At 69.1% G+C, this 9,131-nt stretch carries 10 protein-coding genes; 7 read left to right on the forward strand and 3 right to left on the reverse strand.

From position 1 onward, the window contains the following. On the reverse strand, window positions 1-1,585 hold a 1,585-nt coding region (locus tag VFS34_00880; GenBank protein HET9792984.1), incomplete at its 3' end, for a PDZ domain-containing protein. A gap of 71 nt (window positions 1,586-1,656) precedes the next feature. Between VFS34_00880 and VFS34_00885 the strand changes: the two genes are divergently transcribed. The 4 genes from VFS34_00885 (at window position 1,657) to VFS34_00900 (ending at window position 3,853) form a co-directional block, all read left to right on the forward strand. Continuing rightward, the gene (locus VFS34_00885) at window positions 1,657-2,199 is read left to right on the forward strand and encodes a DUF488 domain-containing protein (protein HET9792985.1); all 543 of its coding nucleotides are present in this window, start codon (window positions 1,657-1,659) and stop codon (window positions 2,197-2,199) included. A gap of 70 nt (window positions 2,200-2,269) precedes the next feature. Then, window positions 2,270-2,854, forward strand: a complete 585-nt coding sequence (locus tag VFS34_00890; GenBank protein HET9792986.1) for a sigma-70 family RNA polymerase sigma factor — start codon at window positions 2,270-2,272, stop codon at window positions 2,852-2,854. After that, window positions 2,847-3,197, forward strand: a complete 351-nt coding sequence (locus tag VFS34_00895; GenBank protein HET9792987.1) for a hypothetical protein — start codon at window positions 2,847-2,849, stop codon at window positions 3,195-3,197. The genes VFS34_00890 and VFS34_00895 overlap by 8 nt, the downstream gene beginning before the upstream one ends. Window positions 3,198-3,214: 17 nt before the next feature. Next, window positions 3,215-3,853: a PDZ domain-containing protein gene (locus VFS34_00900; GenBank protein ID HET9792988.1), complete on the forward strand. Its 639-nt coding sequence runs from the start codon at window positions 3,215-3,217 to the stop codon at window positions 3,851-3,853. Between the two features lie 159 nt (window positions 3,854-4,012). On the opposite strand, the gene VFS34_00905 is transcribed toward VFS34_00900, so the two are convergent. Continuing rightward, window positions 4,013-4,396: a hypothetical protein gene (locus tag VFS34_00905; protein HET9792989.1), complete on the reverse strand. Its 384-nt coding sequence runs from the start codon at window positions 4,394-4,396 to the stop codon at window positions 4,013-4,015. Window positions 4,397-4,680: 284 nt separating this feature from the next. Here VFS34_00905 and VFS34_00910 point away from each other — a divergent pair, with 284 nt between their 5' ends. After that, window positions 4,681-5,004, forward strand: a complete 324-nt coding sequence (locus VFS34_00910) for an RNA-binding protein (protein HET9792990.1) — start codon at window positions 4,681-4,683, stop codon at window positions 5,002-5,004. A 138-nt stretch (window positions 5,005-5,142) separates the two neighbouring features. Here VFS34_00910 and VFS34_00915 read toward each other — a convergent pair whose 3' ends face one another. After that, on the reverse strand, window positions 5,143-7,233 hold the full coding sequence (locus tag VFS34_00915; GenBank protein HET9792991.1) for a protein kinase: 2,091 nt from the start codon (window positions 7,231-7,233) through the stop codon (window positions 5,143-5,145). 122 nt (window positions 7,234-7,355) lie between these two features. Between VFS34_00915 and VFS34_00920 the strand changes: the two genes are divergently transcribed. Together VFS34_00920 and VFS34_00925 are read left to right on the forward strand one after the other, a co-directional pair. Then, the gene (locus VFS34_00920) at window positions 7,356-8,654 is read left to right on the forward strand and encodes an outer membrane protein transport protein (GenBank protein ID HET9792992.1); all 1,299 of its coding nucleotides are present in this window, start codon (window positions 7,356-7,358) and stop codon (window positions 8,652-8,654) included. A gap of 13 nt (window positions 8,655-8,667) precedes the next feature. Beyond that, the coding region (locus tag VFS34_00925; GenBank protein ID HET9792993.1) for a hypothetical protein at window positions 8,668-9,131 on the forward strand (464 nt) is incomplete at its 3' end.

Below are 9,131 nucleotides of genomic sequence, written 5' to 3' on the forward strand. Positions count from 1 at the left end.
TCGTCTCGAGGTCGAGCGGATCGTCGTGCGACGAAAGCAGGGCGACCAGCGCGGACCGATCGGGGAGCGGGGGCGCCGGCGCGTCGGCGCCGCGCGCCAGCTGTCGCCGGTACGCGCGGCCGATCCCGTCGAGGGTCCAGAGCGAGAGATGCCGGGGGTGGAGGGCCTTGTCGATTTCCCCGAGCGCGGCGGAAAGGAGCGAGGGAGCGTCCGTTCCCCTCCGGATCAGCGAGACGACGTCGACGAGGATCCGGCGGGAATCGAACTGTTCGCGGAAGAACCGCCGGTCGAGCGCGTCGAAGACCCTCTTCCGGAAGCCGAGAGCGGCGCCCAGCGCGACGAGGAGCGCGAGATAGAGCCCGGGGCGCGCGCCGACGAGCCGCGCGACGGATTCGTCCCGATGCTCGTACACGAACCCCGCGAGGGCGACCGCGGGGATCGCGAGCGCGGCGAGGAGCGTTCCCTTCGCGAGCGCGTACTGCAGGCTCTTCCGGACGAGGATCCGGATGTCGAAGAGACGGTGCTTGACGATGGCGTACGTGAAGATCCCGGCGCCGGCGGCGACGCCGGCCCACTGGAGGAGGTCCGCGATCCGGATCGCCGAGACGGGAGCGCCGGCGCGGTCGAACAGGATCACCAGGAGGAAACCGGCGAGCCCGGGGAGCAGCGACAGGAAGAGGAGCCGGAGACGGCGGCGGCCGTTGACCTCCGTCTCTCGCCGAAGCCGGCGGCCGAGCACGACGACGGAAGCGATCACGAGCGCCGGCCCGGTCAGCTGATAGATCAGGTCGACCGGCGGCGGAGCGATGCGCGCGCGCCACGCCGGCGAGAAGAACCGCAGCGTCCGGACGCCTTCCGCCGCGGCGAGCGGCAGGGCGAGCGCGTACGGCGCCAGCTGGAGCGCGGGATGCCGCCGGACGCGGCCGAGAGGCGCCGGAAACACGAGCGTGAAATGCAGGCAGGCGGCGAAGAACATCGCCACGAAGACGCCGTCGGCGAGATGCATCGCGACCCGGACGGCCGGCGGCAGGAACGCGAAGAGCGGCCCGATCCCGGACTTGAACAGGAGCTCGTTTCCTCCCGCCCAGAACGCGAGCTCCGCGGCGGCCACCCGTGCCGACGCCAGGCGGGGGCGGGCGCCGATCAGGAAGCAGGCGAGGAGCAGCATCCAGCAGTTCACGACGAAGTTGAGCCAGCCGGAAACCGCGCCGAGCGCCGCCGTCCCGCCCAGGGCGAACGACCGCGCTCGCGCGGCGCCGAGCGACGACGGGACGACCGTCCGGACGAGCGGCCGCCCCCCGCGCTCGATGACGACTTCCGCCGGAACGCCGGCCCGCAGCCCGTAGAACGGATTCTCCGAAGTCGAAGGCGCGACTCCGGCGATCGACAGCACCCGATCGCCGGCCCGGAGCCCGGCGCGGTCGGCGGCGCCGCCGGGGTGGACCGAAGAGAGGATCCCGGTCGTCCGGTTCCACTCGAGCTCGAATGCCGGTCCCTGGAAATTCTGGATCGCGCCGAAGGCGAAGAGGACGGCCGCGATCGCCGCGACCGTCCAGACGAGAGCGATCCACGTTTTCTCGTTCACGGAGTTGGTCGCGCGATTATCCCACCGCCGGGGTTTCCGCCTTCGAGGCCGGCCGGCGGTACGATCGGGCGATGGCGACCGTCTGGACGATCGGCCACTCGAACCGCGCGTTCGAGGAATTCCGGGACCTTCTCCGGGCCTCGGGGGTCGAGCAGGCGGCCGACATCCGGAGATATCCCGCGTCCCGCAAGTGGCCGCACTTCGACGCCGCGTCGCTGGCGGTCTCCCTTCCGGAGTCGGGGATCGGATATCTCCCGATGCCGGAGCTCGGCGGCCGGCGGCGGCCGAAGCCCGATTCTCCGCACGCGGCCTGGAGAAACGACATGTTTCGAGGCTACGCGGATTTCCTCGATACCGCCGACGGCTCGGCCGGACTCGCGCGCCTCGAGGAAGCCGCGCGTTCGGTCCCGACCGCTTTCTTCTGTGCCGAGGCCGTTCCGTGGCGCTGCCATCGCAGTCTCGTGGCCGACGCGCTGGTGGCGCGCGGCTGGACCGTTCGCGACATCCTCGCGGCGTCCGACGTTCGGATCCATGCGCTTCCCGGATTCGCCCGGGTGGTCGCCGGCCGAGTGATCTACGATGCCGCTCCCGGCGGGAGCCTTCCCCTCTCCTGAACATCCCGAAGATTTTCCCGAGGGCGCGGAACCTTTTTCCGTCTCGCGGGTAGAACACATCGGAGGTTCGTTGGGAGAGCCGACCGACGCGGAGCTGATGGCCCGCGCCCGATCCGGAGACGAGGACGCTTTCGCCCGGATCGTCGAGCGGCATCAGGATGGTCTCGTGAACTACCTCGCGCGCCTGACCGGCAGCCGCGAGAAAGGGGAAGATCATGCGCAGGAAGCGTTCTTTCGCCTCTATCGCTCCGCCTCGAGGTTTCGCGAGGACGGGCGCGTCGCGCCTCTGCTCTATCGCATCGCAATCAATTCCGTGCGAAGCGAAGCCCGGCGGACGCGCCTCTGGAGCATCCTCCTCCCGTTCCTCGCGCACGCGCCCGGGCCGGCCGCCGAGCGGCCCGACGATCCCGCGCTTCGCCGCGAGCTCCATGCGCGCGTCCACGAGGCCCTGGGACGTCTGCCCGCGCGGTATCGCGAGGCGGTGCTGCTCCGCGACATCGAGGAATGGAGCTACGCGGAGATCGCCGCCTCCCTCGGCTGCCGGGAGGGAACGTTGAAATCGAGGATCGGTCGCGGGCGGGAGCTCCTGCGCCGGGAGCTCGAGCCTTACTGGACGGCGGCGCGGCCGCGAAAGGAGGGGGGCGCGAATGGATGAGCGGGACGTGTCGGAACTGCTGCGGGACCTTCCGCGCCTGCGGGCCGGAGCGGGGTTCCCGGCGGCCGTCCGGAATCGCCTGCGAAGGGTTTCCCCGCTCCGGCGCGGGATCCGGATCGCGGCGCCGGCGGTCGCGGCGGCGGCGGCCTTCGCGTTCGTCCTCAGGCTGGACGCGCGGCGCAAGGACCGCGAGCTCCGCCAGGAGACGCGGGCCCTCGCTCGCGAGATCGAAGAGATGAAGCGGACGCTGCCTTCGCCTCTGGTCGAGGTCGGAGGGGAGAACGGCGCCCGCTACGTGGTCGACCTGCGGAGGCTGCCCGGCCGCCGCGACGGCGTGCTTTGACGAAAAAGGAGGACGGCATGCGTCATCGGTTTTTCCCGCTGTTCCTGATGGCCGCCCTGGCGTCGGCGGCGCCGACCTGGGCCGGACCCGGAACGACTCTTTCCCCCGAGCGCCCCGCGGGGCGGCAGCGCGTATGGCTGATCGGTGGCCCGCGCGCGTTTCTCGGAGTGACGACGCTGGACATCACCCCCGAGCTGCGGGTGTTCTACGGCGCCCCGAAGGACGAGGGCGTCGTCGTTGCTTCCGTCGCCTCGGGCAGCCCCGCCTCCTCCGCCGGCGTCCACGTGGGCGACGTGATCACGCGCGTCGATGGCCATTCGGTCTCTTCCCCCTGGGAGCTCGCCGACGAGCTCGGCGGCCGGAAGAAGGGGGACCGGGTCTCGCTCGACGTGGTGCGCGACCGTTCTCCCCGCAAGCTCGAGGCGACGCTCGCGGAACGGGAAGCGCCCGAAATGGACGCGGCGGAGGGCATGCTCCGCGGGTTTCGCGGTCCCATGCTCCACCTCCCCCGCGTCGAGAAGTGGGACGAGATGCTGCGGACCCCCGAATGGGAGGGGCGGCTCGACGGTCTCGACGAGTGCGAGCGCGTGCGCAAGCGGCTGGAAACCGTCGAGGAGCGGCTGAAAGCTCTCGAGCAGAAGCTTCCGAAACGATAGACGCCGGCGCCGCCGGCGCCCGCTGTTGGTTTACCGTTGATCAGACGCCGAGCCGCGGGCCAGGCGCGCGCCGATGGACCGCCGGACCCGAAGGCGTGCCGATGCGTACGTCGGCGAGGACGCGGTTCCGCGTCGATGTATCGCCGGGGCCGGCGACGATCAGCGGCCGGTGCCGCCGGAGAGAATCTGGTTCACCCGCAGAATGTTCGTTTCGAGAGCTTCGCGGGTGGCTTCGTACTCCTTCTCGGGCGCGCTGAAGACGACTTCGTCGCCGACGAATTCGATTCGAGCGGCGAGCGCCGCGCGGGCCGGCGGGAGACCGAAAAGGGAGGCGCGGAACGCCCGGATCCACGACGGGGGCGCCGATTCCTCGAGACGCAGCCGATAACGGCGGCGGCCCGGTTCGCGGTCCTCGGAGATGACGGGCGGATCGGGGCGAAGGCGGACGTGCGGGGCGGCGACGGGGTCGCCGGTTCTTCGGAATTTCTTTCGGTAAACGACCTTGCGAGCGATACCAAACCTCCTGAAAATCGCATTCTCCACTGAACACGGACATTTGGAAAGGGGAAAATCGGCGGCAGACGGGTTATTTCCTTCCCGCCGCTCGACGAGCTCTCCCGGGATCGAGGCGGCGAAGTCCCGGGACGGACGGCCGGGCGCGCGGAAATGGCCGCGGGCGGGGAGTGCCGGAGCGTCGCGACGAGGCGCCGCCCGGGGGCGTGCTTTCCGGAATAGGCGGCTTTCCCGATCTGTTTTCCTCGATGTTCCGCGACAATGCGCGGGATGGGGCAGACAACGTCGTCTCCCGGGAAAAGGATTTTTTTGGCATGAAGCTGTATGTGGGCAACCTCTCGTACGACACCTCCGAGGACGAGCTGCGCGACGCATTCGCCGCGTATGGCGACGTCGCTTCGGCGAAGATCATCACGGACCGCGACACCGGCCGCTCCAAGGGCTTCGGTTTCGTCGAGTTCAACGACGACGACTCCGCGCGCAAGGCAATGTCGGCCATGAACGGCGCCGACCTCCGCGGGCGCGCGTTGACGGTCAACGAGGCCCGTCCGCAGGCGGAACGGCCGCGCGGCGGAATGGGCGGAGGACGCGAGAAATCGGGATCGGGGTCGGGATACCGGGGCGGGAACCGGTACTGATCTTCCGTCAAGGATGATGAAAGAGGGCGGGAGCGATCCCGCCCTCTTTTTTTGGCGGTCGCCGGACGCGAGCGGAGCTCCGGAGCCGCGGCCGAGGATGCGCGCACCCGCTCGATGAATGGTCCCCGCGCGTGGTCCCTACAGCCGGCGGGCGCCCAGGAGAACCACGTCCCGTTCGCGCGGCCGGCGGCCCTCCGCCTTCCAACGGACCACCATGTCCATGAACGCCCCGGAAACCGTGTCGCGGTCGACGAGGCGGGCGGCGCGCTGGAGCTGCTTTTCTTCCTCCCCGCCGCGGTTGCCCTCCATGCTTCCCAGGCCTTCCGAGGCGATCAGAACGAGGTCTCCACTCCCGAGCGGGACGGTCGCGCAGGCCACCGCGCTCCTCTGTTCCGACGGAAACGGGACGAGCCTTCCTTTGGAGAAGACCGAGGGGAGCGGGGCACCCGCCGCGCAGAGCGTCGCCTGCGCCGCGTCGAGGCGGGCGGCGGCGAGCCGGGCGACGCGTCCCGCGAGCGGGGCCAGGAGCGCCTCGAGGGGTTCCCGGGCCCCACGCGCCCGAAACTCGCCCATCGCGCCGAGGAGATCGGCGAGCCCTTCGTCGGGAGAACGAGGATCCTCGGCGATGAAAAGGGTCAGCGCTCCGCCGTGCGCGATCGCGTCGAACCCCAGCAGGCCGGTGGCCTCGGCGCGCCAGCGCAGCGGGGCGGAGTCGAAGCCGGGAGCCGCGGGCCATTCGGCGGGAAAGAGAAGCGGGCGGATTCCGCGGAGGACCGACTCGCGCGCGTTCGCCGCCGCCTCGGCCATCGCCGCCCGATGCTGGCGGGAGCTCTCGACCGCGAGTGCGGCGTGCTCGGCGACCGCCGTCAGGAACTCCTCGTCCTCGGGCGTGAACGCGCCGCGGCGCTTGTTGAGGACCTCGATCACCCCCGCGATCTCGCCCGACGGCGCCTTCATCGGGACGGCGAGGAGCGAAACGGTGCGGAAGCCGGAGGTCGAGTCGGGACCCCGGTCGTGCCGGGGATCCGCCGCCGCGTCGAGGGTCATGATCGGCCTTCCTTCCGCGGCGCAGGCGCCGGCGATCCCCTGCCCCCACGGAACCCGGATCGGGTTGACCGCGCCCCCTTCGAGGATCTGCGACACGAGATCGCGGGTCTCCGGTTCGACGAGGAAGATCGTGCCGCGTTCCGCATCGGTCTCCTGGGTCGCGGTCCGCAGGATGATCTGGAGGATCTCGGTCGGATCGAACGTCGCGGCGAGAGCCTTGTTCGCCTCGAGCATCACCATCAGCTTGACGCTCTTCGCGCGCGCGACGGAGACCTCGCGCAGAACGCTGTCGAGATAGGCGCCCTCGTATCTCTCGATCTCGGCCGCGACCTCCTCCGCCGAAGCGAAGCGCGCCTCGGGATCCTTCGCGATCAGCCGATCGATCATCGCCGCGAGCGGCGGCGGGAAGTCGGGACGCAGCGAGGTGACGTCCGGCGCCTTTTCGTCGAGGACCTTCCGGACGAGCGCCGTCGTCTCCGGATGGTCGAACGGCACCTGGCCCGTGAACATCTCGAAGAGGAGGACGCCGAGAGCGTAGATGTCGGTGCGGACATCGGGCGCGGCTCCGCGCAGGAGCTCGGGCGCGAGGAACTGCGGCGTGCCGGGGACCGTCCCCGACTTCTCCGTCCAGGACTGCCCCCGGTCGATCGCGATTCCGAAATCCATCAGCCGCGGCCGGCCATCCTCGTCCACGATCACGTTTTCCGGTTTGAGGTCGCGGTGGAGGACCCCGATCCGGTGGGCGGCGGCGAGCCCGCGGCAGATTCCCTTCCCGATCGAGAGCCCGCGGCCGAGCGGAAGGATTCCCTCCGCTTCCTCGATGTCCTTCAGGGCCTTCCCCCGGATGTATTCCATCGAGACGTACTCGACGCCGTCGATTTCCTGCAGGTCGTAGATGCGGCAGACGTTCTCGTGCGTCACCTTGCGGGAGAGGATGATCTCGCGCCGCAGGAGCTCCCGCTTGTGCGGGGAGATCTTGTCGGGGCGCAGCCGCTTCAAGGCGATCTCGAGGTCGAGTGTCAGGTCGAGGGCGCGGTAGACGACCCCCATGCCGCCGTACCCGAGGACGGAAAGAATCCGGTACCGGGATCCCAGCATTTTTCCGGGGGCGAAGGGGAGCTCGCCCTTTCCGGCGGGGGGCTCCACCATCGGCCCGGTGGGTCGATCGCTCTGTCGGAACATCCTTGGAGACAGTGTATTCCGAATGGGACGGAGACGCGCGGCCGTGGTCCAAATGCGTGTTGACACCCAAGGAGGCCGAGCGTATTTTGGCCGCGACGTTAAATTTTGAAACAGGAGGAGTTGTGATCTCTCGGAGATTCCCGCCCTCGCGGATCCGTCCCTTCCTCGGGATCCTCGCACTGCTGCTCGCCGCTCCCGCGTTCCCCGCCGGCTTCGGCTTCTTCGAGCAGGGCGCCAAGGCCACGGCGATGGGCGGTGCTTTCGCCGCGGTCGCCGACGATCCCTCGGCGCTCTTCTACAACCCCTCCGGAATCGGGTTCCAGGACCACTTTTCGATCATGGCCGGGACCACCGTGACGACGTTCACGAAGTCGCAGTTCGAGGGGTCGAATCCGTTCCCCGGAGAGGGAGTGTCGGGCACCTTCCACAAGACCTGGTTCTTCCCGAGCCAGCTCTACGTCGTGGCCCCGATCACCTCGAACGTGAAGTTCGGCTTCGCGATCTACTCTCCGTTCGGGCTCGCCTCCCGCTGGAAGGACGCCGAGACCTGGTCCGGCCGGTTCATCTCGCAGAACGCGAACATCAAGACCTTCAGCCTCCAGCCGGTGCTCGCGATCCGCGTCGCGCCGACGTTCTCGATCTCGGGCGGCGCCGAGTACCGTCTGTCCCGCGTCGAGCTCGAGAAGAACGAAGCCGCGTACAACCCCTTCTCGCAGTCCTTCGTCGACGTCGCCCACGTCAAGCTCCAGTCCGGGACCGAACACGGATGGGGGTGGAACGCGGGTTTCCTCTGGAAGCCGTCGCCGGCGTTTTCCATCGGCGCGTCGTACAAGGCGAAGATGACGATCGACTACGCCACGCACGCCGACTTCACGCAGCGGTTCACGGGGAATCCCGTGTTCGACGCGGGCGTCGCGGCGAGCCTTCCCGACCGTCCGAGGGCCGAGGCCTCGATCAACTTCCCGGCGATCGCCGACATCGGCGTGGCGTGGCACTGCCCGGGGCAGGCGTTCACGCTCTCCGCCGACGCGGTGTGGACGGAGTGGTCGACGTACAAGAAGCTCGACATCGTGTTTCCGGACGGCGAGCTCCCGACCATCCACCGGGAAACCGACTGGAAGGACGTCTGGTCGTATCGCGTCGGCGTCGAGCAGAAATTCGGCGCCTGGGCGCTGCGCGCCGGCTTCGTCTACGACGAGAGCCCGCAGCCGGAGAAGGAGGCCGGACCGCTCCTGCCCGACTCGATCCGCCGCGGCTACTGCATCGGCTTCGGCTACTCCGGGGAGCACTGGGGCTTCGATCTCGCGGACATGTACCTGCCCTTCCAGGATCGGACGATCCGGAACAGCCAGGACGCTTTCACCGGCAGCTACAAGCTGACCGCCAATCTCATCGGCGCCAACCTGCGCCTGTCGTTCTGACGAGGAGGATGTGATGAAGAAGATCGGAATCTGGGCAGTCACAGCCGCCTTCGCCTGGGCGGCGGCGCCGGTCGCGGCGCAGACCTTCCACAAATACGTTTCGATGGGCGACAGCCTGGCCGAGGGGGAGGAAGCCGGTTGCGTCGTCGAACGCCATCAGCTCCGTTCCTATTCCGCGCTCGTCGCCCACGAGGTCGGGATCACCGACTTCGAGCAGCCTCTGCGGGGCGAAGTCCCGCCGCCGGCCGACGGCGTTTCGTTCACGGGAAATCCCAGTTTCGGCATCGTCTTCGAGGGGGGGAAGATCACGATCGGCGTGGTTTCCCAGGAAGGTGCAGATCTGAACGCGGACCTTCCCCGCCCCTACGACAACCTCGGGGCGAACGGCTTCTTCAACACGAAGGACATGGTCGATCTCAAGCACACCGACCCGTCGACCGGCAACGACAAGCAGATCTCCGTGGCCCGGGTGCTGCG

The organism is Thermoanaerobaculia bacterium, from assembly GCA_035717485.1.
In the GTDB taxonomy this organism is placed as follows: Bacteria; Acidobacteriota; Thermoanaerobaculia; order UBA5066; family DATFVB01; genus DATFVB01.